Source organism: Halarchaeum sp. P4 (assembly GCF_051195175.1).
Taxonomy (GTDB): Archaea; Halobacteriota; Halobacteria; order Halobacteriales; family Halobacteriaceae; genus Halarchaeum.
Genome location: NZ_JBNTKC010000007.1, coordinates 24,129 through 45,187, shown reverse-complemented (window position 1 = coordinate 45,187; position 21,059 = coordinate 24,129). Strand labels below are relative to the sequence as shown.

Genomic DNA, 21,059 nt, shown 5'->3' with positions numbered 1-21,059 from the left:
ATCACGACGCCGAGGGTACGGCGACGCGAGTGACCGACCGCACACGCGACTTCGAGTGGTACCGTGACCAAGTCGAGAGGCCCCTACTGCGCATCTTCACGACGTTCGGGAGCGACAAGCGCCGCTGGTTCGGCGTCGGCCTCGCCATCAGCCTCGTCGAGCGCCTCGTCTCGCTCCTCCCGCCGTTCATCCTCGGCGTCGCCATCGACGCGGTGTTCAACCAGACGACGGCCTACGAGTTGCCACTCGTCCCCGCATCGTGGATTCCGGCGGCGCGCGCGGACCAACTCTGGTTCTCTTTCGCGCTGATACTGGGGTGTTTCGCGGCGACAGCGGTGTTCAGGACGGCCCGGATGCTCGCCGTCGACTACTACAGCCACTCGCTGATGCACGACATCCGGACCTCAACGTACGACAAACTCCAGCGCCTCGACGCGCGCTTCTTCGACGACCAGCAGAAGGGCGAGTTGATGAGCGTGCTCAACAACGACGTCTCGAACTTCGAGACGTTCTTCGACGACGCGCTCAGCCAGGCCGTCCGCATCGTCACCGTCCTCTTCGGCATCACGATCATCCTCGTCTACCTGAACTGGCAGCTCGCCGTCGTCACGCTCGTCGCCGTCCCGCTGCTCACGGCGTTCACCGTCTGGTTCATGCGTCGAGTCGAACCCGTCTACGACGCGATTCGCGCGAGCGTCGGCGGGATGAACACGCGCCTGGAGAACAACATCGGGGGCATCCACCTCATCAAGACGATGACGACGGAGGAGTACGAGTCCGAGCGCGTCCACGACGTCTCCTATCGGTATTTCTCGACGAACTGGGACCGCATCAAGCTCAGCACGCTCTACCACCCGGGGAGCAGCCTCATCACGGACGCCTCGTTCAGCGTGACGTTCATCGTCGGGGGCTACTGGGTGGTCATCGGGCCGCCGCCGTTCCTCTCGGGGACGCTCTCGGTGGGCGCGCTCGTGACGTTCCTCTTCATGAGCCAGCGCTTCACCGGCCCGCTGAAGCGCGTGGCGAGCATCATCGAGCAGTACGAGAACGCCCGCGCTTCCGGCAAGCGCGTCATCGGCCTCCTCGACATGCCCGTCGCCATCGCGGACGACACGGACGCCGTCGACCTCCAGAATCCCGACGGGCGCGTCGAGTACGACGACGTCTCCTTCGCCTACGAGGAAGCCGGCGACCCCGTCGTCGAGGACATCGACTTCACCGCCGAACCGGGCGAGACGGTGGCGCTCGTCGGGCCGACGGGCGCGGGGAAGTCCACGGTTCTCAAGCTCCTCACGCGGATGTACGACCCGGACGAGGGGGCCGTGCGCGTCGACGGCCACGACGTCCGGGACGTCTCCCTCGGGAGCCTCCGCGACGCCATCGGCTACGTCAGCCAGGAGAACTACCTCTTCGGGGGCACCATCGCCGAGAACATCCGCTACGGGACGTTCGACGCCGACCACGAGGCCGTCGTCGAGGCCGCGAAGGTCGCGCAGGCCCACGAGTTCATCCAGGACCTCGAGGCGGGCTACGACACGCAGGTCGGCGAGGAGGGCGTGAAGCTCTCGGGCGGCCAGCGCCAGCGCGTCGCCATCGCGCGCGTCGTCCTCGCCGACCCGTCCATCCTCATCTTCGACGAGGCGACGAGCGACGTCGACACGGAGACGGAGATGCTCATCCAGCGCGGCCTCGACGACATCACCGCCGACCGGACGACGTTCCTCATCGCCCACCGCCTCTCCACGGTGAAGAACGCCGACACCATCCTCGTTCTCGAGGACGGCGAAATCGTCGAGCGCGGCACCCACGAGGAACTGCTCGGACGCGACGGCCTCTACGCGAACCTCTGGCGCGTGCAGGCCGGCGAGATCGACGAACTCCCCGAGTCGTTCGTCGAGCGCGTCGCGCGCGACCACGGCGATTGAGCCGTCCGCGAACACGGCAGTAGTGTTTCACGATGGGTAACGAGCTGTTCGCGGTCGATAACATCGCCGCGAGTCGGCGCCGTTCTTTACGTATATACTTCCGTAATTCCGTCCGGATATCGTGTGTTATTTAGATAGAATACCACCGAGGGGTCCGCACGGCACCGAATACGCGACTCTCGGTGTGCGTGTACGGCGAAGCCGCCGTTCCGAATTATCGAACGCGGCGTGTCAGCCGAGGAGCGGAGCAAGGCGCTCCGCGAGGGCGCGCCCAATCTGGATCATCCCGTCGTCGCCGGGGTGGAGGACGTCGCTCGTCAGGCACGTCGCGTCCATCAGGTCTGCGCCCTCGACGATGTGGAGGTTCTGGTGGTCGGCGTCGGCGACGATGGTGCGGAGTGCCGCGCGGAAGTCGGCGGCGCGCTCCGGGTCGTCGCCCGCAACGACGTCAGCGTGATACGGGAAGAGCGTGACGCAGACGACTGGCGTCTCGGGGTGGGCGCGGGTGACCGTGTCCACGAGCGCGGCGGCGCGCTCGCGGAACTGTTCGAGCGTGAAGCCGCGGTTCGCCATGTTGACGGAGAGCGCGAGCGTCGCGACGTCCCAGTCCTCGCGACCCGCGATGTAGTCGGCCATCGCGGGTTCGCAGAACGCAGAGCCCGAGCAGCCAAGGTTCAACGCGTCCACGCCGAGGTGGCGGGCGGTTCGAGCGACGTAGGAGAGGTGGGGTGCGGACGCCCACGCGCCCTCGGTAATGGACGTCCCATACGCGAGGTAGCGCGCCCGCGGCAGTTCGTCGTTCGTAGGCGCGCGGACGGCACCGGAGACATCGTGGACGGCGGCGGGCACCCAGCCGTCGAAGCGCAGTCGGCAGACGCGGTGGTCGAACGCGCCGCCGGCCGCTACGTCGGGGTCAAGGTCGCGGACGCGCGGCGGAAGCGAGAACTCGTGTGTCGTTGGCTCCGGCCCGATTTCGACCGGCTCGCTCGGCTGGAACGGCCCCCAGAACGGCTGGACGACCGTCTCCTCGGGCGCGGAGAGCGTGACCGTCGCCGTCGCGTCCGACGACTCGGGGACGAAGCGGAGTTCGGCGCCGGTCGGATGCCGGAGGCGCTCGCGCGCGTCGACGTTCAGGTTCGCGCCGACGGCCGCCGGAACCCGGCAGAGCCGGTGGCCACCGTCGGTCCAGTCGGGGGAAGCGGTCTCCGCAACGTTGTGGAGCGAGACGTCGGGGAACGGCAGGTCACTCATCAGGACGCCGTTCGACAGCCGCCGAGTTAAACTCCGGCACCTGCGGTCGCGGCCGGCGAGCAACCCAGTCGTTTTCGGTAGGAGGACGTGTTTTTAAGCGCCTTATTATCCATATCCCCCATAATTCTCCCAATTTTCTAAATACTTACCCGCGTTAATGAGGTGTTTATTAGTACATATCCGTTATCCACTCTCTTTCCTGCCGTTTAATATTTGTTTTCTAAAGGAGAACAGTCTGCGGCTGTCAACCCTGTTCTCCGCGCAAGTTCCCCGACTGTCGCGTCTCCGTTCACCGTCGGCGAACGGTCAGTCGTCGCGATAGCGTTCGAGCGCGTCCGCGTCAACCTCGATGCCGAGACCGGGCGCCTGTGGGACGTCGAGTTCCCCGCCGCTCGGGTCGAAGGGGTCCTCGAGCAACTCGGAACGCAGCGGGTTCGGCGACCGGTCGAACTCCACCATCATCGGGTCGGGAACGTGGCGGGTGTGGGGGTAGTCGGAGACGCTCGCGGCGAACTGGACGGCGGCGGCGAGGCCAACCGCGGAGTTCCAGATATGTGGACGGACGGCGACGTTCGCGGTGTTCGCCATCGAGGCGATGCGGCGCGCCTCCGAGAGCCCGCCACAGCGCGCGAGGTTCGGCTGGACGACGTCGACGAGGCGGTCGTCGATGAGACGCTTGAACGCGAAGCGCCCGTAGTAGGCTTCGCCGGCGGCGAGGGGGATGCCGACGTGCTCGCGGACCTCGCGATACCCCTCCAAGTTCTCCGGGGGCACCGGCTCCTCCATCCACGTGACGTCGTACTCGGCGATGGCGCGCGCGGAACGAATCGCCTGGTCGGGTCGATAGTTGCCGTTGCAGTCGACCATCAGACGCGCGTCGGGGCCGAGCACCTCGCGGGCGGCACGGACGCGCTCGACGTCCTCCTCGACGCCGGTGCCGATTTTGATTTTCGCGGCGGTGAACCCCTCGGCGACGGCTTCCTCGATGGGTTCGGCGACCGGCCGGTCGCGCTCGGTGAAGTACATCGTCGAGGCATAGGGGAGGAGCGTCTCGCGCTTGCGGCCGCCGAGAATCCGGTGGACGGGCCGGCCGAGTTCCTTCCCGATGAGGTCCCAGCACGCGACGTCGATGGCGCTGAGCGCGCTCTGGACGAAGACGCTCCCGCCGAAGTGGTAGGGGTCGGTGTAGCTCCGGTCGGCGAGTGATTCGACGTCGAACGGGTCCATGCCCACCACCTCGTCGCGGAACAGCTCGTCGACGGTGGCCTGCACGATGGGACCAGGAGCGAACGCCTCGCCCCACCCGACGTGGTCGGTGTCGGTCTCGACGCGGAGGAGCGTCGTCCCGCGCTCGTGGCCGAAGCCGCGCGCGTCCCCGAGACCCTCGCCCGCGGGGAGCGAGTGTGAGACAGGGATGACGTCGATGTCGGTGAGTCGCATACCCGGAGACGACTAAACGGACCCCGATATAGCTTGTCCAGCCGTATCGGCGACCCCGGGACGTGTTCATCTCCAGTCCGTCGTTCTCGCTTGGCGAACGCGCGGTGGACGTGTCGGTTCCGAACGATTTATTCGTCGTGTGAGAGAGGCACACGACGATGCAGTCACAGGACGCGTCGCGGGACGCGCGACCGACCGGGCTCCGGGTCGAGGGCGAGGCCGACCCGCGAAACGTCGACCCCGAGCGCGACCCGCGCTTCTCGTGGCGACTCGACACCGACGACCGCGACGCCGGGCAAGCGGCGTACCGCGTCGCCGTCGGGCGCGACCGGGACGCCGTCGCGAACGGCGACGGCGACACGTGGGAGAGCGGCTGGGTGGACGCACGGCGGGCGACCGGTGTCGCGTACGGCGGGCCGCCGCTCGCGTCCGACACGACCTACGTCTGGTCCGTACAACTGCGGACACGGCGGGGTGCCGAGACTGAATGGGCGGCCCCCGCGACGTTCACGACGGCGCGCCGCGAACGCGAGTGGCGCGGCGAGTGGGTCACCCACCAGCCCGGCGTCGGCGACACCGACGGCTGGCGGGGCCGCTGGCGCGCGGACGGCTGGGACGGGGCGGAGTGGGTGCAGGTCGACTTCGGCGAGTCCCGCGAGATACGGAGCGTGGCGCTCCACCCCGCGGCGCCGGTGACGACGCTCCGGACGCCGGACGGCCGCGCCATTACCGAGGACTGGACGGACAGCCCGATTCGCGGCTTCGGCTTCCCGGACGCCTACCGCGTCGAGGTCGCGGACGACCCCGCGTTCGCGGACGCGACCGTCGTCGCCGACGTCCCGGACGCCGACACGGGCGAGTCACACGGCCGCCGGACGGTCCGGCGCGCGACGCCGGCGCGCCACGACGCCGCGGCGTCGGGCCGGTACGTCCGCGTGACCGCGACTGACCTCCACACGCTCGAACCCGACGGCCACCCGTTCGGCGCCGAGGAGCGGAAACGCGAGCGGGCGGGGACGTGGCACTGTTTCGCGCTCGCCGCGCTCACCGTCGAGGGCGCCGACGGAGTCGACCACGCGGCCGGCCAGTCCGTCACGGCGTCCTCGAGCGTCGAGACGGCGACGTGGGGCCGCGAGCACCTCGTGAACGGCGTCACCGAGTCGACGCGCGCGTCCGACTCGCCACACCTCCGAACCGAGTTCGACGTCGACGGCAAGGTGGCGTCGGCGCGCCTCCACGTCGCCGCGGTGGGGTACGGCGAGGCATACGTCAACGGCGAGACGGTCGACGAGGGCCGGCTCAATCCCGGGTGGACGGACTACGAGGAGCGCGTGCTCTACACGACGAGCGACGTGACCGACGCCCTCGAGGAGGGGACGAACGCGCTCGGCCTCTGGTTGGGCCGAGGCTGGTTCGCGAAGACCGCCGCACACTGGACGAGCGCCGGGTCGCCGCGCGCACGCGCCCACCTCACCGTCCGCTACGCGGACGGGACGACGCAGACGCTCGCCACGAGCGGCAACTGGGAGGCGACAGAGAGCCCAATCACCGAAAACGACGTCTACAACGGCGAGCGCTACGACGCGCGCCTCGCACAACCGGACTGGGCGAATCCGGGCGCTGACACGGACGACTGGGCGAGCGCGGAACCCGTCTCCGCGCCCGGCGGCGTCCTGAAACCCCAGCACGTCGAACCGATGGACGTCGTCGAGACAATCGACGTGCAGGACGTCCACGACCACCCCGAGGGGCCGATTCTCGACTTCGGGCAGAACCTCACCGGCTGGCTCGACGTCACCGTCCGGGGCACCGAGGCGGGCGACGAGGTAGTCCTCAGACACGCCGAGGCGCTCACCGAGGACGGCGACCTCTCGACGACCGACCTGCGCTCGGCGGACGCGACGGACACCTACGTCGCGCGCGGCGACGACATCGAGGAGTACGCGCCGCGCTTCACCTACCACGGCTTCCGCTACGCGCAAGTATCTGGCTACCCCGGCGACCTCGACCCCGACGACGTGACGGCAGAGGTCGTCCACACCGCGATGGACGAACGGGGCGCGTTCGCGTGCTCGGACGCCGACCTCTCGCAGGTCCAGCACAACGCCGTCTGGGGGCTCCGCTCGAACACGCACTCGATCCCCGAGGACTGCCCGCAGCGCGACGAGCGCTTCGGCTGGACGGGCGACGCCCAGATTTCGACGCGCGCGCTCCTCTACAACTTCGACGCACGGCGCTTCGAGGAGAAATGGCTGCGCGACCACGCTGATGCGGCGTCCGAGATGGGCTACGTGACGGACGTCATCCCGGACCGCGCGGGCGGCCCCGCGGACCCGACGTGGTCCGTGACGCGCGTGCTGATTCCGTGGTACCTCTACCGGCACGACGGCGACGTGGGCGTTCTCCGCGAGCATTACGAGGGGATGCGCGACTACCTCGACTACTGGCACTCCGTGACCGAGGACGGCATCCTCCCCGAGCGCTACGGGAAGTTCGGCGACTGGCTGGCGTTCGAGAACTGTGATGAGGAGGTGGACGACCGGCGCGGCCTCCCCATCGAGCTGTTCACCACCGCCTACCACTATCAGGTGTCGGACACGTTCCGGAAGATTGCGGGCGTCCTCGGCAACGAGACGGACGCCGAGCACGTCGCCGACCGTGCCGCCGCGGTGAAGGAGGCGTTCAACGACCGGTTCTTCGACCCGGAGACGGCGACCTATGGTCCCGGTACGCAGTCCTCCTATGCAGTCCCGCTCTACATGGGTCTCGTGCCCGACGAGCACAGAGAGGCCGTCGTCGAGGGCCTCGTCGAGAAGGTCGAGTCGGACGGGCGCACCCTCCGCACGGGCTTCCTCGGGACGCGCCCGCTCATTCACACGCTCGCCGACCACGGCCACGCCGACCTCGCCGTCGACATCGTGCGCCAGCCCGAGAAACCGGGCTGGGTCTACATGGCCCGCGAGGGCGCGACGACGATGTGGGAGCGCTGGGACTCCGACGAGAGCGTCGGCTCCGGGATGAACTCGCTCAACCACTCGCCGTACACGCACGTCTCCGAGTTCCTCTACGAGGTGCTGGGTGGTCTCCGCGTCGGCGACGACCCGCTGACTGAGCACGTCACCGTCGCGCCGACGCTCGCCAACGGCCTCGACTGGGCCGACGCGTCTGTCGAGACGCCGACCGGGGAGGTGTCGAGCGGGTGGGTGCGAGCCGGTGACGGCTACGACCTCGACGTCACCGTGCCGTGGAACGCGACGGCCACCGTCCGCCTCCCGGACGCCGCCGACCGAACTGTCGAAGAGTCCGGTGTCGGCCTCAGCGCGGACGGAAGCGAGGACACAAGGGCTGATGTGCCCGTCGAAGGCGTGCGCGACGTTCGGGTGGACGACGGCGACCTCGTCCTCACCGTCGGCTCCGGCGACTACGCGCTCACCGTCCGTTGAGGCGGCGCCGCGGTCGTGGCGTCACCAGCCGCCGGCGAGCGCGTCGCGCCAGAGGTCGGCGAAGGCGTCGAAGAACTGCCGGCCGGTGTCGACGCGCGCGTGCGTCGCCCGGAGGTCCGTGCCGACGTCCGCGACGGTGGCGACGTGGCCGTCGAGGCGCTCGCGGTAGGCGGCGGCGTGGCGGCCGCCGAAGTACGTCCGGCGCGTCTCCGTCGTCTCCGGGTCGCGGAAGACGGCGTCGCCGATCACGCCGGGGTCGCGCTCGTCCGGGGCGAGCAGGTGGGCGAGCACGAGGCGGTTGTCCGCCAGCGCCGCGAGGCCGTCCTCGACGGCGTCCGGGTCGGCGAGGAAGTCGCTGACGACGAGGACGAGCGAGCGCGAGTCGATGCGGCCGGCGTAGGCCGCGAGCGCGTCCGCGAAGTCGGTCTCGCCGTCGGGGTCGATGTCGTTGCAGCGGTCGACGAGCGCGAGCACCTCCCCGCGGTTCGACGGGCCGGTGTCGAGGCGCGAGACGTCGTCGCCGAAGACGGAGACCCGGAAGTCGTTGTGCTCCTGCCCGAAGAGATAGGCGAACCCGAGGCCGAGTTTCGCGCCGTAGTCGAACTTGTGGGCGTCGCCGTCGCCGTAGTCCATCGACGCGCTCGCGTCAATGAGGACGTGGACGGTGAGGTTGCGCTCCTCCTCGTACTGGGTGACGTAGAGGTCGCCGGTGCGCGCGTAGAGGCGCCAGTCGATGCGGCGCGTGTCGTCACCCGGGACGTACTCGCGGTGGTCGCTGTAGACGAGGCCGTCGCCGGTCGCCCGCGAGTGCTGGTCGCCCTGCAGCGACGAGTCCGTCCGGTGTTCGCTCGCCGGCCTCGCTGAGGAACGCTGTCGTCGGGAGCTCAACCGTCGGCGGGTCCGGCCGGAGAAGATAGAGCACCACCAGCGGGACGACGCTCGCGAGCGCGAGCAGTCCGAGCGGCCGCGCGAAGACGTCACCGAGCGCCATGCGCGGAACGCCGTCCCGGAAAGGAAGGCGTGGCTCGGCGGTCTACGCGGGGTACGCGCGAAGCGGGGCGCGTTCGGGACGGGTCGTGCTGGCGGCGCGACGGGTGGAGGGGCGTCGCCGGGAGGGAGGGTGGCATCGTCCGACGGCCGATAGATGGTCACTGTCCTACAAATTCCTTGGGTAGGCTTCGACGCGCGCTGAAGCGACCGAACAGGGAGAGACAGACAGATTCGATATAGCGGAATGCACTATATCTACGTGAACAGCCCTTCGAGGGAGTCCGCCATGACCTCACGGAGGTGCATCCGGCGGTCGGCTTCGCTGAGGTAGTTCTCGAGGACGACGTTGGCGTCGGCGGAGCCCTGGGCTTCGGCGACGGGCGTGAAGCGCTCGGCGACTTCGACGACGGCCTCGCCGTAGAGGGAGTACCAGAAGCGCCGGCCGTACTTCGGTGTCGGGGCCTCGCCTCGGACGGTCACGTCCGTGCGCGCGACGAGGTCAGCGAACCACCGGCGGAGGGTATCGACGTGAACGTGCCCGGCCTCGGCGTGCTCGGAGGGGAAGACGTAGCCCGTCCACCCGTCGCGGTCGGCCATCGCGTCGAGGCGGGCGTCGAGGACGTCCGCGCCCGCGAGCATCGCCACCGTCCCGGGGCCGTTCTTCCGGTCGCCGTCGCGGAAGTCGAGGAAGGGGTAGTCGTCGTCCTCGGGCTCGAGGACGACCTGCCGGACGTGGAGTGCGGCCAGCTCCGACGGCCGCAACCCCCACCCGCAGAGGCCGACGACGAGGAGGCGCTCACGGCGGGTGTCGGCCTCGGCCCAGAGGGTCTCGACGTCGCGCTCGGAGAGCGAGGGGTTGTCCCACTCGGGGACGTCGAGGCCGAGGCGGGTCTCCATGCGCCGCATCGGGTTGTAGGAGATATAGCCGGCGTCGACGAGTTCGCGGTAGAAGCGCCGGACGTCCTCGACGTACTTCCGGCGGGCGGCGGGCGTCTGGAGCGTGCGGTCGAGGACCTTACAGACCGTGAACGCGCGGTCGATCTCCTCGGCGCGCCGGGACTCGTCGCGCAGGCCGTCGAGCAGGTCGGGGCCGTGCAGGTCGCAGTAGAGTTGGACGTACTTCTTCAGGCGCGCGCGGTAGGGGCGAATCGTCGTCTCGGGGTGGCCGCGATAGCGGAGTTCGTCGAGGTGCGCCTCGAGGCGGTTTCGGGTGCGTTCGGCGGCCTCGCCGTCCGGAAGCCCCCAGTCGTAGTCGTCGTCTTCGCCGCCGTCGAGGACGTGCTCGCGGTAGAAGTCGGCGGGCGAGGCGTCGAACTCGCGCTGGAGGTGCTTGACGAACCCCGGATAGTGCCCATTGAGCCACCGATAGGTGGGGGGTTCGGCGTCGGGACGGCGGTCGCACTCCGGGTCGGCGTGCATCTCGGGGACGACCTCCTCCCGGAGGAAGGCCGCGCAGGCCGCTTCGTCCATCGTGGCGTAGGTAGCGTCGGTCATAGCGGGCGCGGCGGGGGTGTGGTGTTCTAAGCCCGCCGGTTTCGGTGGGTAGAGCAATAGGATCAGAACACAAATAGTTTGTCTTGTGTGGTTGTCCGCTACCAGACAACCGTGCAAGACGGGTTTGCGGCGCTGTACCGTCGCAGACGCATACACTACATGTCGCTATAGCAAATTCGGGTGTGCGCTGAATCGTCGAGACGAGTCGCTATCGGGGCGAGAGACGGCGAGCGGCGACGCTCCGGGCGGTGTGTGCGCGAAAACGAGGGCGGCAGGAGAAGGAGCGTTAGTGGACGGTCCGGTCGTCGCTCGTGTCGATGTCCTCGACGGGTTCGGCGTTCCCGCGCGTGATGTCGGGGGCGTCGTCGTCGCGCGCCGCCCACTCGGCGGCGTTGCGGAGGATCTGCCGGACCTCGTCCTGATGGTAGATCGGGTAGGTCTCGTGGCCCGGGCGGAAGTAGAAGATACGACCCTTCCCGCGGTGGAAGACACAGCCCGAGCGGAAGGTCTCGCCGCCCTCGAACCAGGAGTTGAAGACGAGCGCGTCGGGCTGAGGGATGTCGAAGTGCTCGCCGTACATCTCGGCTTCGGGAACCTCGAAGGACTCGGGGAGACCCTCCGCAATGGGGTGGGCGGGGTCGGTGACCCAGAGGCGCTCGGTCTCGCCGGCCTCGCGCCACTTCAGGTTGCACGTCGTCCCCATCAGCGACTTGAACACCTTCGAGAAGTGCCCGGAGTGGAGGACGAGCAGGCCCATCCCTTCCAGAACGTGGTGTTTCACGCGCTCGACGATTTCGTCCTCGACCTGGTCGTGGGCAGCGTGCCCCCACCACGTGAGGACGTCCGTCTCCGCAAGCACGTCCTCGGTGAGGCCGTGCTCGGGTTCGTGGAGGGTAGCCGTCTCGACGTCGAACCCACCGGCTTCGAGGGCGTCGGCGATGACGGCGTGGATACCGTCGGGATAGATTTCGGCGACGGTGTCGTTCTCCTGCTCGTGGACGAATTCGTTCCAAACGGTGACGCGTGTCATACCACGGGGGGACGAAGCCGAACGGGAAAAACGCACCTATCGGCTACTCACTCGCGAGTAACCCACGCGACGGCGTTCGCGAGGAGGGTGCGGACGCCGTCGTTCGTGAGTGAAGCCTCGTCGTGGCCGAGCGAGGAGTAGAAGACGCGACCCTCGCCGTACTCCGTCGACCACGCGATGGGCATGTCGGCGTGCTCGGGGTGGTCCATGCGCGCGAGCACGCGGACGTCCTCGGTGTCGACGTCGAGGACGTAGGGTTCGTCGAAGACCGCGAAGTCCTTGAGCGCGGCCGTGACGGGGTGGTAGTGGTCGACGACGCGGACGTCGTAGGTCGTCTGCGCGGGGTGCGTGACGAAGTGTCCGCCGACGAGGTCGCGCAGCTCGGGGAATGGTTCCTCGCGGGCGTCGATGACGGCGTCCGGGTCGTCGGCGGCGGTGCTCGTCAGGTCGGACGCGCAGTGGACGCCGAGGTAGCCGCCGCCGGACTCGACGAAGGAGAGCAGGCCATCGCGCTGGGCGTCAGTGAGCGAACTGTCCGTGAGGTAGTCGACGACGGCGTCGTAGCCCTCTAAGTCTTCGAGGTCGGCCTTCTCGGTGGTGAGCGTGACCTCGATACGGTCAGGAATCGCGTCGGCGATGAGGTCGCCGTTCGTCTCGAAGCGGTGGAACGGGAAGCGGTTCCCCCCGATGAGGAGGACGGAGCGCGTGGACATACCGGCGGAGTGGACGCGTGTCGGTATAGGTCTTTACACGTCGCGGCGCCGAACCCCACCCGCGTTGCCGGATGCATCACCGGTATCCACCCCCTCCGAGATGGTAGTGACGAAGACCCATGGGACTCTCTACCGAACAACGCGAGCGCCTCTCGAACCTCCATAGCGCCATCATCAACGACGTGACGGACGAGATGGGCATCGACGACAACGTAATTCCCTGCACGAACATCGAGTCGCTGTGGCGACGCGACCCCATCATCGGGACGGCGCACACCGCCCAGCGCGTCGAAATCGGCTACGAAGAGGGCGGGGACGAGGAAGAGGAGACCGACGCGACGGACTCGGAGTTCTTCCAGTATCTCGACGCCGCCGGCCCGGGCGACTTCGTGGTGATGGCGGCGCCGAAGGACACCGAAGTCGGCCTCTGGGGCGAGTTGTTGAGCACCATCGTGCAGGAGAACGGCGCCGTCGGCGCGCTCATCGACGGCCCGACGCGCGACTCGCGGATGATCGAGGAACACGAGTTCCCCGTCTGGGCGGAAGGGCACAGCGCCATCGAGTCGTTCGGCCGCGTGAGCTTCCGCGAGTGGGACGTCCCGGTGAACGTCCACGGCGTGAACATCAGCCCCGGCGACGTGATTTTCGCGGACTACGAGTCCATCGCCGTCATCGACCCGGACGACGTCGAGGAGGTCATCGAGCGCGGCGAGGAGGACCTGGAGAACGAGAACAACGTCCGGCGCGACATCCGCGACGGCGACAGCGTCTTCGAGGTCTGGGAGCGCTACGGCACGCTCTAGGTAGCCCGAACGGGTTTCCGGTACTGCGTCTTTTATCGTGCGGGCCGCCGCAGCAGGACTATGGTACCATGTGACGAGGTACGCGACGTGGAGATTACGGACGTCCAGACGACGCGCATCGGCACCACCTTCGAGTGGACGCTCGTGCGCGTCTACACGGACGCGGGCGTCACCGGCACCGGCGAGATGGTGCTCGGTCCGAAGGCCGACGCCTACGTCGAGCACGCGACGGAACGCATCGTCGGGAAGAGCCCGCTCGACATCGACGCGCGGATGACCGAACTCTACGACGGACTCTCCTATCTCGGCGGGATGAACGGCGTCGGCGTGACGGCGATGTCCGGCATCGACGTCGCGCTCCACGACCTCGCCGGGAAACTGCTGGAGGTGCCAGCCTACCAGTTGCTCGGCGGGAAGCACCGCGACGCCGTCCGCGTCTACTGCGACGTCCACGCGGGCGAGCACCTCCACGACGCCGCGGCGAGCGACGACGATGGCGCCTATCGTCCCGAGGCGTACGCGGACGCCGCCCAGGCCGTCGTCGAGGAGGGATGGGACGCGGTCAAGTTCGACCTCGACAGCCCGGACAAGCACGTCATCGACCGGAAGAACAAGCACCTGAACGCGCGCGCCATCGACTACCGCGCCGACATCGTGCGCGCCGTCACGGAGCGTGTCGGCGACCGTGCGGACGTCGCCTTCGACTGTCACTGGAGTTGGACGGGCGACACCGTGCGTCGCCTCGCCTCCGCCGTCGAGGAGTACGACGTCTGGTGGCTCGAGGACACCGTTCCGCCGGAGAACCACGACGTCCAGATGTACGTCACGCACAACACGGACGTCACCATCGCGGCCGGCGAGAACGTCTATCGGGTCGAGGGCGCGCGCCGCCTCGTTGAGAACCAGGGTATCGACGTCATCCACCCGGACGTCCCGAAGAACGGCGGGATGCTCGAAACGAAGAAAATCGCGGACATGGCGAAGACCTACTACATCCCGCTCGCGCTCCACAACGTCGCCTCGCCCGTCGGCACGATGGCGTCCGCACACGTCGGCGCCGCCGCCTCGAACTTCCTCGCGCTCGAGTACCACGCCCGCGACGTCCCGTGGTGGGGCGACGTCGTCGAGGAGGACGTTCTGGAGCCGGGTCGTATCGACCTCCCCGACGACCCCGGGCTCGGCGTCACGCTCGACATGGACGTCGTCGAAGAGCACCTGCTGGAGGGCGAGGACCTGTTCGACGAAGCGTGAGCGTCGTCGAGCACGCGGCCCGAAGCGACGCCAGTTCGACGAGGCGTGAGCGTCGTCGAGCACGACACCTGAGGCGTCCCGACAGCCTCATGTGGCCGTCGACGAATCGTCGTACCGAGTCACATGGAGTCTTCGGAGCATCCGTCGGTGTCGCTGCACAACGTCACGGAGACGGTTCCCGCGGAGTGGGCCGAGGGCGGTGAGCGACTGTGTCGCGTCCCCGCGTCGGTGGGTGAAGAACTGAACGAGATGGCACGGGACCGCGTCCGCCATCCGACGGGGAGCGAGGTGCGGTTCGTGCCGGCGGACGACGAGACGGAGGTGGAGGTGACGCTCTCGGCGGCCGAGAAGACGCACGTCCGGGTCTTCTGGGGCGTCTTCCAGCCGTGGCAGCCGACCGAAATCGGGCCCGAACCGAGGACGCTGACGCTCAGCGTGCCCGAGCGCATCGCGGACCTCCCGGACGAGGCCGCGGCGGACGCGGGCCGCTTCGACCCGCGGGTCTGCCGGATTCGCTTCGAGCGCCGGACGGCGGCGGCACTCCACGACGTCTCGGGCGAGTGCCGGCCGCCGACGGACGACGAACTGCCGGAGGCGCGCTATCTCGCGTACGGGACGTCCATCACCGAGGGTGCGGCGGCGTCGGCGCTTCACACGGACTACGTCACGCACGTCGCGCGCGAACAGGGGTACGACGCGCTCAATCTGGGGTGTTCGGGGTCGGCGTACTGCGAGGCCGCGATGGCCGAGCACATCGCGGGCCGTGACGACTGGGACGTCGCGACGCTCGCGCTCTCGGTGAACATGGCGAACACGGGCGGGTTCGAGCCGGAGACGTTCCGCGAGCGCGCGGAGACGTTCGTGAACACCGTCGCGGACGCGCATCCCGAGAAACCCGTCGTCTGCGTCACGCTCTTCCCGTACCACGACGACCTGACCGAGTCCGGGGACGCTGCGCACGCGGCGGCATACCGGACGGCGCTGCGCGAAATCGTCGCGGAGTCGCCACACGATACCCTTCACGTCGTCGAGGGCCCGGACCTCCTCGACCTTCCGGGACTCGGCGCCGACCTCCTCCACCCGAGCGACGCGGGCATGAAGTCCATCGGTCGGGGGTTGGCGACACGCCTCGACGCCATCGTCGAGTGAGGCACGGTCCGCACGTCACCGCGATGGCGCTCGATTCCGTTCCCGGACGGTTTATGATGTGGGTCGCCCTGGACGGAGACATGGACCCAGTGCGAGTCGGTATTCTCGGATGCGGAACGATCAGCGACGCCTACCTCGGGGCGAACGACCGTTTCGAGGAGTACGACATCGTCGCGTGCACGGACCTCGACGAGGCGCGCGCGGAGGCGAAGGCCGCCGAGTACGGCATCGAGGCGATGGACAGCGAGGCGTTCCTCGACTCAGACGTCGAGCTCGTGGTGAACCTCACGCCGCCCTCGGTCCACGAGCAGACCTGTAAGCAGGTCTTGGACGCGGGCAAGCACGTCTACGTGGAGAAGCCGCTGGCGTCGTCCGTCGAGGACGCCGCAGGGATTCTGGAGGCCGCCGAGGCGTCCGACCTCCGCGTCGGGTCCGCACCCGACACCTTCCTCGGCGCGGGCCTCCAAACGTGTCGGCGCGTCATCGACGACGGCCGCATCGGCGACCCGGTGGGCGCGACGGCGGTCTGGACGTCGCCCGGCCACGAGGCCTGGCACCCGAACCCCGACCTCTACTACAAGGAGGGCGGCGGCCCGCTCTTCGACATGGGCCCCTACTACGTGACGGCGCTCGTCACGCTGCTCGGCGCCGCGGAGCGCGTCACCGGGTCCGTCACGCGCGCGCACGACGAGCGCACCATCACGAGCGAACCCCGTCACGGCGAGACCATCGACGTCGAGGTGCCGACGCACGAGAGCGGCATCGTCGACTTCGGCGGCGGGACAGTGGCGAACGTCACGACGACGTTCGACGCACAGGACTCGACGCTCCCGAGCCCGACCTTCGAGATTTACGGCACGGAGGGGACGCTCGCGGTGCCGGACCCGAACCACTTCGAGGGACCGGTGCGCGTCTCGGACGGCACGGGCTTCGAGACGGTCGAGATGGACCACGACTACACCGCGGGTCGCGGCGCCGGCGTCGCGGACCTCGCGCGCGCGATTCGCGACGACGGGTGGACGCACCGCACGAGCGCGGACCTCGCCTACCACGTCCTCGAAGTCCTCGACGGCGTCCGGACGTCCTCGGACGAGGGGAAACACGTCAGCGTCGAGAGCGCCCCGGAGCGACCGGAGCCGCTCCCCGAGGCGTTCCCGGAAGACCGCGACTAGTTAGACGTCGACGTCGGTGCCGTCGAGGACGTCGGCGTCCGCGACGTTCCAGTCGTCAAGATAGTCCTTCTCGGCGGCGATGAGTTCGGCGAACAGCTCGGCGGCCTCCTCGGTCTGGAGCGTGCGGACCTGCGGGTCGATGAGGAAGCCCTCGAACGCCGTGTCGAGGTCGCCGTCGCGGGCTGCCTCGATGACCGTCTCGATGGTGTCGATGTGGCCCTGAATCAGGCTCTCGACGGGGCGCGGGAAGCCGCCGGCGGCGAGCGGGCGAATCTCGCTCGCGCGCACGAGTGCGTTCGTCTCGACGACGGGGCCGTGTTCGAGGCCCTCTATCTGCCCGCGGTTCGGCATGTTGACGTTCGTAACGAAGGTGTCGCCACCCGAGAGCGCTTCGAGGATGTCGAGGAGGACTTCGCCGGAGGACTCCAGCGTGAACTCCTTCTCGCCGGCGAGCCACGCCTCGACGTCGGTCGTCTGCTCGGACTCGGAGGGCGTCCAGTGCTTCGAGCGGAACTCGCTCGTGGTGCGCTTGACGCCCCAGCGGTTCAGTCCCTCCTTGCCGCCGTGGAGGAACCAGTTCGCGTACTCGACGATGTGGCGCTCGCCGGCGAACGGCATGACGCCGAAGCGCCGGAAGAGTTCCCACGTCACCTGTCGCTTCCCGCCGAACGGGCTCATGTCCTCGAGGTCCTCGGGCGTGAACTCCCGATGGGCTTCCTCGGAGTCCTTCAGGTCCTCGAGGAGCGGCCAGAGGTCGACGCCGTCACAGTAAGCCTCGTCGATCCACGTGAAGTGGTTGATGCCCTTGACGTTCACCGAGACGTCCTCGCGCTCGGCGTCCATGTCGAGGTGTTCGCTGGCGATGTCGGCGAGCACGCCGCGCTGGTGGAGCACCTCGTGGCACATCCCGACGGCGTTGATGTCCGGAAATTCGTCGTAGAGCGCGCGCGTGACGAAGTGGACGGGGTTCGTGAAGTTGAACACCCACGCGTCCGGGCAGTGTTCGCGGACGCGCGCGGCGATGCGCTTGTAGTCGTGAATCGTCCGCATCGCGCGGAAGATACCCCCGGGCCCGATGGTAGCGGCGACGGCGCCGTAGATTCCGTGTTCCTTCGGGATGTCGAGGTCGTGGACGAACGTCTCCGCGGGGTTGTACTGCGTGGAGAGGAGGACGACGTCGGCGCCCTCGAGCGCGGCGTCGAGCGACCCGGTGGCCTCGTAGGTCCAGTCCGCGGTGGCGTCCTCACGGTCCTGCACCCAGTTGCCGAACTCGGCGTTGCGCTCGGCCGCCTCGACGTCGAGGTCGTAGAGTCGGACGGTACCGTCGAACTCGGAGAGCGCGAGGTCCTGTACGAGGTTCGGCACCCACTGGCGGCTCCCGCCACCGACATAGGCAATGGTCACGTCGTCCGAGTCCAGTCGCTGGCCGCGCTTCGCCTTGCTAATGGCTTCCATGGCAGTTGTGTGACGGCCGGGGGTAAAAGCAGTATCGGAGGGCGTGACTATTCGCCGGTAGACGCGATGGGGGTAACGCGTACGGGCGTCTCGTGGTCGACGACCCCTGTGGCGCGGTTTGTACAGTATTGATGAACTACGAGTCGGGCCTGCAGAATGTCGGTTCTCGCAGTGTCGGGCGATACTGACAGCACTATGCCCGTAAACGTGTCACCGCCGGAGTCCTTCGGGGCCTGCCGGATTCACTCATTACGAACGTCCGGTCGCCGTCGAACGGTTCCACTACCTATAAACCACCGGCAGGGAAAATGCTCAACATGGCTTCCGAGAGTATGCCGTCTGTGAGCGTTGAAGGGAAGACAGCCGTCGTCATCGGCGGGACGAGAGGAATCGGGCGCGCCATCGCCCTCGGGTTCGCCGAGGACGGCGCGGACGTCGTCGCCTCGAGTCGCTCCGAGGATGCCGTCGAGCGGGTCGCCGAAGAACTCCGCGAGCGCGGCGCGGCGACCGCTGAAGTGACGTGTGACGTCACCAGCGACGAGGACATCGAGACCCTCCGCGACACCACCATCGAGGAGGTCGGCGACGTCGACATCCTCGTGAACTCCGCCGGCGTCAACGCGACGACGCCGGTCACCGAGATGACGAACGAGGAGTGGGAGCAGGACATCGCCGTCGACCTCACCGGCGTCTTCAAGGCCTGCCGGGCGTTCGCCCGGGAGATGGACTCCGGGAGCATCATCAACATCTCCTCGATGTCCGCCGACCAAGCCCGCGAGGCCCGACCCTCCTACTGTGCGGCAAAAAGCGGCGTGAACGGCCTGACGCGCGCCGTCGCCGCCGACCTCGCGCCCGACATTCGCGTGAACGCCATCGCGCCCGGGTTCGTCAAGACCGACATGGCCGGCCCGAAACTTGAGGAGGGCTCCGAGTTCCGCGAAACCGTCGACGAGCGCACCCCCATGGAGCGCGTCGCGACGCCCGACGAGATGGTCGGCACCGCCATCTATCTCGCGAGCGACGGCGCTTCCTTCACGACTGGCGAGGTCATCACCGTCGACGGCGGCTACGACCCGAGCGCGCAGTAACCCGAAAAGGGAGACGCCCGTTCTTTAGAGGCCGTAGAGCTCCTTCGGCCGCTCGTAGGCGACGTGCCGGACGAGGCGCTCGGCGTTCGCCCGCGGAATGCGACCCTGCTCGACCATCTCGCCGACGGTGGAGGCGAGCGTCCGGCGGAACATCTCGAAGCGCGACCCGTAGGAGACGAGTTTGCGCGAGTCACTCACCATCCCCGCGTGGTTCGCGAGCAGGTCGACGTTCGCGACGCGCTCGAGCTGGTTCGCCATCCCCATCGGGCTGTCGTTAAACCACCACGCCGGCCCGATGCTGACGTTCGGGTAGGCGCGTGCGACCACCGTCGCGCTCGCGTAGTGCGTCGGGTCGAGGACGTAGAGGACGATTTCGGTCTCCCCGTCGAAGCGGTCGAAGAAGTAGTCGAGGCCGCCGACGACGTCGACGTCCTGCGTGGAGACGTCACCACCGGCGTTGATGCCGACTGCCTCGTAGAGGTCCTGTCGGTAGTCCCGGACCGCACCGACGTGGAGCTGGGTCACCCAGTCCTTTTCGCTGTTCAACTCGCCCGCGAACTCCAGCATGAACGCCTTGAAGTCCCGGACTTCGGCCTCGGTGGGTGCGTCGCCGCGCCGCGCCTTCGCGTAGACGGCCGCGGCGCGCTCCTCGCTGACGGGCTTGGAGACCGGCGTCGTCCCGGTGCCGATGTCGCAGGCGAGACAGCCGTGCTCCGCGAAGTAGTCGTGCGTCTCGCGCAGCCCCTCGAGGAAGCCCTCGAACGTCGAGACGTCGGCATCCGTCACCGCATCGAGGTCCGCGACGAACTCGTCCCACGCGGCGTTCTCGATTTTCATCGCGCGGTCCGGCCGCCACGTCGGGCGGACGTCGACGCCCTCGACCTCCTCCTCAGCGCGCTCGTGGTACTCCAACAGGGAGGTCGGGTCGTCGCTGCTGCAAAGCACCTCGACGTCCATGTCCCGGAGGACCTGCTGGGGACGCATCGAGTCCTCGGCGAGTTGCTCCTTCGTTTCGTCCCAGATTTCGTCGGCGGTGTCGGCGTTCAGCGGCTTCTCGATACCGAAGCGGCGCTTCAGGTCGAGGTGGACCCAGTCGTAGGTCGGGTTGCCGGCGAAGTCCGGGAACACCTCCGCGAGCGCGTTCCATTTCGCGCGGTTCGAGGCGTCGCCCGTAATCTTCTCCTCGTCGACGCCGCGCTTGCGCATCAGCTGCCAGACGTAGTGGTCGGTGGCGCCCTCGACCTCCCAGATGTCGTCCCACGGTTCGTTCTCGACGACTTCCTCGAGGTCGATGTGGTTGTGCGGGTCGACGACCGGCAGGTCCGCGACGGCGTCGTAGAGGTCGCGGGCCGCGTCCGAGTCGAGTAGGTAGTCCTCGTCCATGAAGCCCATACCGTCGGTTCCACGGACGCGGCGGATAAATCTACTGGAGCAGGTGGCCGACGCCGCCGCTCTGCGGCGACGGAACCGACAAAACGAGCGGCGGCGGCCACGGCCGGCCGCCGCGGACTAGCCGGAGGCGCTCACGCCCGTGCGAGGGCCACCCAGCCACCAGCGCCGACGAGGCCGACGGCGACGATACCCGCCATGAGGACGGCGAACGTCGCCATCAGCCCGCTGACCAGGTTCGTGAACAGGATGGTCTGCGTTCCGTTGGGCGCGAACGTATCGAGCACGGCCGCGAGCGCGAACAGCGCCACTTCGAACCCCACGAAGTAACTCGCGTACCGATTCGACGCCACGACATCGATGAGACCGCCTAATACACCGTCTGCGTCGCTCGGTCGCTGCCTGCCGGAGAGTTCCGACATGACAGGGGACATCTATGTGGCGTGCGACGGGTAAGCCTTGGGCG

16 protein-coding genes and 1 pseudogene are annotated in these 21,059 nt (G+C 68.2%); 7 read left to right on the top strand and 10 right to left on the bottom strand.

Annotated elements, in window-relative coordinates; translation table 11 throughout:
- Positions 1-29 precede the first annotated feature (29 nt).
- Positions 30-1,925, top strand: coding sequence for an ABC transporter ATP-binding protein (locus ACQUS8_RS15980; RefSeq protein ID WP_435102949.1), 1,896 nt, complete (start codon positions 30-32; stop codon positions 1,923-1,925).
- 231 nt (positions 1,926-2,156) lie between these two features.
- Here the strand turns inward: ACQUS8_RS15980 and ACQUS8_RS15975 are convergent, their stop codons facing one another.
- Together ACQUS8_RS15975 and ACQUS8_RS15970 are read right to left on the bottom strand one after the other, a co-directional pair.
- On the bottom strand, positions 2,157-3,176 hold the full coding sequence (locus ACQUS8_RS15975; protein WP_435102947.1) for an SGNH/GDSL hydrolase family protein: 1,020 nt from the start codon (positions 3,174-3,176) through the stop codon (positions 2,157-2,159).
- 306 nt (positions 3,177-3,482) lie between these two features.
- On the bottom strand, positions 3,483-4,616 hold the full coding sequence (locus ACQUS8_RS15970; protein WP_435102945.1) for a mandelate racemase/muconate lactonizing enzyme family protein: 1,134 nt from the start codon (positions 4,614-4,616) through the stop codon (positions 3,483-3,485).
- A 158-nt stretch (positions 4,617-4,774) separates the two neighbouring features.
- Here ACQUS8_RS15970 and ACQUS8_RS15965 point away from each other — a divergent pair, with 158 nt between their 5' ends.
- Entirely contained in the window at positions 4,775-8,059 is a 3,285-nt protein-coding gene (locus ACQUS8_RS15965) for a family 78 glycoside hydrolase catalytic domain (RefSeq protein ID WP_435102943.1), read from the top strand.
- Between the two features lie 21 nt (positions 8,060-8,080).
- On the opposite strand, the gene ACQUS8_RS15960 is transcribed toward ACQUS8_RS15965, so the two are convergent.
- The 5 genes and pseudogenes from ACQUS8_RS15960 to ACQUS8_RS15940 form a co-directional block, all read right to left on the bottom strand.
- Positions 8,081-8,947 carry a DUF58 domain-containing protein gene (locus ACQUS8_RS15960; RefSeq protein ID WP_435102941.1) on the bottom strand — a complete coding sequence of 289 codons (867 nt, stop codon included), beginning with the start codon at positions 8,945-8,947 and terminating at the stop codon, positions 8,081-8,083.
- Positions 8,948-8,963: 16 nt separating this feature from the next.
- A pseudogene (locus ACQUS8_RS15955) lies at positions 8,964-9,050 on the bottom strand (hypothetical protein); the annotation flags it as partial.
- A gap of 254 nt (positions 9,051-9,304) precedes the next feature.
- Complete coding sequence (locus ACQUS8_RS15950) at positions 9,305-10,543, bottom strand: tyrosine-type recombinase/integrase (RefSeq protein WP_435102939.1); 1,239 nt, start codon at positions 10,541-10,543, stop codon at positions 9,305-9,307.
- Between the two features lie 286 nt (positions 10,544-10,829).
- The gene (locus ACQUS8_RS15945; RefSeq protein ID WP_435102935.1) at positions 10,830-11,573 is read right to left on the bottom strand and encodes a ThuA domain-containing protein; all 744 of its coding nucleotides are present in this window, start codon (positions 11,571-11,573) and stop codon (positions 10,830-10,832) included.
- A 47-nt stretch (positions 11,574-11,620) separates the two neighbouring features.
- The gene (locus ACQUS8_RS15940) at positions 11,621-12,286 is read right to left on the bottom strand and encodes a ThuA domain-containing protein (protein WP_435102933.1); all 666 of its coding nucleotides are present in this window, start codon (positions 12,284-12,286) and stop codon (positions 11,621-11,623) included.
- A 119-nt stretch (positions 12,287-12,405) separates the two neighbouring features.
- On the opposite strand from ACQUS8_RS15940, the gene ACQUS8_RS15935 reads away from it, so the two are divergent.
- From ACQUS8_RS15935 to ACQUS8_RS15920, 4 genes are all read left to right on the top strand, one after another.
- Positions 12,406-13,089: an RraA family protein gene (locus ACQUS8_RS15935; RefSeq protein ID WP_435102931.1), complete on the top strand. Its 684-nt coding sequence runs from the start codon at positions 12,406-12,408 to the stop codon at positions 13,087-13,089.
- A gap of 60 nt (positions 13,090-13,149) precedes the next feature.
- Complete coding sequence (locus tag ACQUS8_RS15930; protein WP_435102929.1) at positions 13,150-14,340, top strand: mandelate racemase/muconate lactonizing enzyme family protein; 1,191 nt, start codon at positions 13,150-13,152, stop codon at positions 14,338-14,340.
- A gap of 123 nt (positions 14,341-14,463) precedes the next feature.
- On the top strand, positions 14,464-15,489 hold the full coding sequence (locus tag ACQUS8_RS15925) for a GDSL-type esterase/lipase family protein (protein WP_435102927.1): 1,026 nt from the start codon (positions 14,464-14,466) through the stop codon (positions 15,487-15,489).
- A gap of 80 nt (positions 15,490-15,569) precedes the next feature.
- Positions 15,570-16,661, top strand: a complete 1,092-nt coding sequence (locus ACQUS8_RS15920) for a Gfo/Idh/MocA family protein (protein WP_435102925.1) — start codon at positions 15,570-15,572, stop codon at positions 16,659-16,661.
- Here the strand turns inward: ACQUS8_RS15920 and ACQUS8_RS15915 are convergent, their stop codons facing one another.
- Positions 16,662-18,116 (bottom strand): glycoside hydrolase family 4, encoded by a 1,455-nt coding sequence (locus ACQUS8_RS15915; protein ID WP_435102923.1) that lies wholly within the window; start codon positions 18,114-18,116, stop codon positions 16,662-16,664. It lies immediately after the preceding gene.
- Positions 18,117-18,433: 317 nt separating this feature from the next.
- Between ACQUS8_RS15915 and ACQUS8_RS15910 the strand changes: the two genes are divergently transcribed.
- Positions 18,434-19,204, top strand: a complete 771-nt coding sequence (locus ACQUS8_RS15910) for an SDR family NAD(P)-dependent oxidoreductase (protein ID WP_435102921.1) — start codon at positions 18,434-18,436, stop codon at positions 19,202-19,204.
- Between the two features lie 24 nt (positions 19,205-19,228).
- Here the strand turns inward: ACQUS8_RS15910 and uxaC are convergent, their stop codons facing one another.
- Complete coding sequence (uxaC, locus tag ACQUS8_RS15905) at positions 19,229-20,596, bottom strand: glucuronate isomerase (protein WP_435102919.1); 1,368 nt, start codon at positions 20,594-20,596, stop codon at positions 19,229-19,231.
- Between the two features lie 131 nt (positions 20,597-20,727).
- Positions 20,728-20,916: a hypothetical protein gene (locus ACQUS8_RS15900; RefSeq protein WP_435102917.1), complete on the bottom strand. Its 189-nt coding sequence runs from the start codon at positions 20,914-20,916 to the stop codon at positions 20,728-20,730.
- Positions 20,917-21,059 lie beyond the last annotated feature (143 nt).